This is a genomic window from Pandoraea sp. B-6, from assembly GCF_000282835.1.
In the GTDB taxonomy this organism is placed as follows: Bacteria; Pseudomonadota; Gammaproteobacteria; order Burkholderiales; family Burkholderiaceae; genus Pandoraea; species Pandoraea cepalis.
This window is the reverse complement of sequence record NZ_KB290537.1, coordinates 83,683-84,559: the sequence shown is the minus strand read 5'-3', so window position 1 is coordinate 84,559 and position 877 is coordinate 83,683. Positions and strand designations below refer to the sequence as shown.

Sequence of the window (877 nt, the reverse complement as noted above, 5' to 3'; positions counted from 1 at the left end):
GTCGTGTCTGGGGGCAAAGTCGAAAGCCAATATTTGAGTGGCTCCGCATCACCTTCGGGCCATTCGATCAGTAGCCATTCCTCATCGCGCAGTGTGGAGCGCCAGTAATCGCGATGTGAAGCACACACGCGCACGGCGGCAAAGCGCGAACTGAGCGCGGCGCAGGTACCTTCACGCCAGATCACGTTGCGATAGCGCGAGGCATCGAGCGTCAAGGCCAGATCTTTGACTCCGATCGGCTCATGCCCTGGCGCGCGCCGTAACAAGCTACGCGGCCGGCCCGATTTCCCCGCGGAGGATTCGGGTGGTAGAGGAGCGGTGCCCGGTGCCCATACGCGCGTGTTCGAGCGAATGCCCACCGCATACTGCAGCCCGAGCTCGCTGACGGCCTCGCGAAACGAGGTGTCGTCTCCATAGCCCGCATCGGCCAACACGATACCGTCGGGCGCGCCGCTTTGCCGTGCTTCGTGCAACTGCCCGGTCGCAATCTCCGGTTTGGTTGCAAACTCAATTTCCTCGGGCACGCCGGCTTTCTGTCGTCGCGCGGGATCGTCGCTCCATTCACGCGGCAGATGCAGTCGATACGACACCGGTAGGCTCGCATCTTCCGTCGCCACCGACAGGCTCACCGCAACCTGGCAGTTGTCCTGCTTGCCCAACTGACCGCAGTATTGCCGCGCCACGCCGACCGAATGCTTGCCCTTCTTGGGAAATCCCGTGTCGTCAATGATCCAATACAACCCGCCAGCCGGGTCCATATGCGGCCGCACCCAGCGCCGCACCTGCTCGAGCAGCGCCGTATCGAACCATTCCGACTTCGCCACGAAATGATGCAACGACTGGTGCCGCGCGCTCACGTGCTCCGGTTCCAGATGCG

General features: G+C 62.9%; 1 protein-coding gene. It reads right to left on the bottom strand.

Annotated elements, in window-relative coordinates; genetic code table 11:
• Nucleotides 1-877: IS701 family transposase (locus A985_RS25875; RefSeq protein WP_232424657.1), on the bottom strand; the 877-nt coding region annotated here is incomplete at both ends.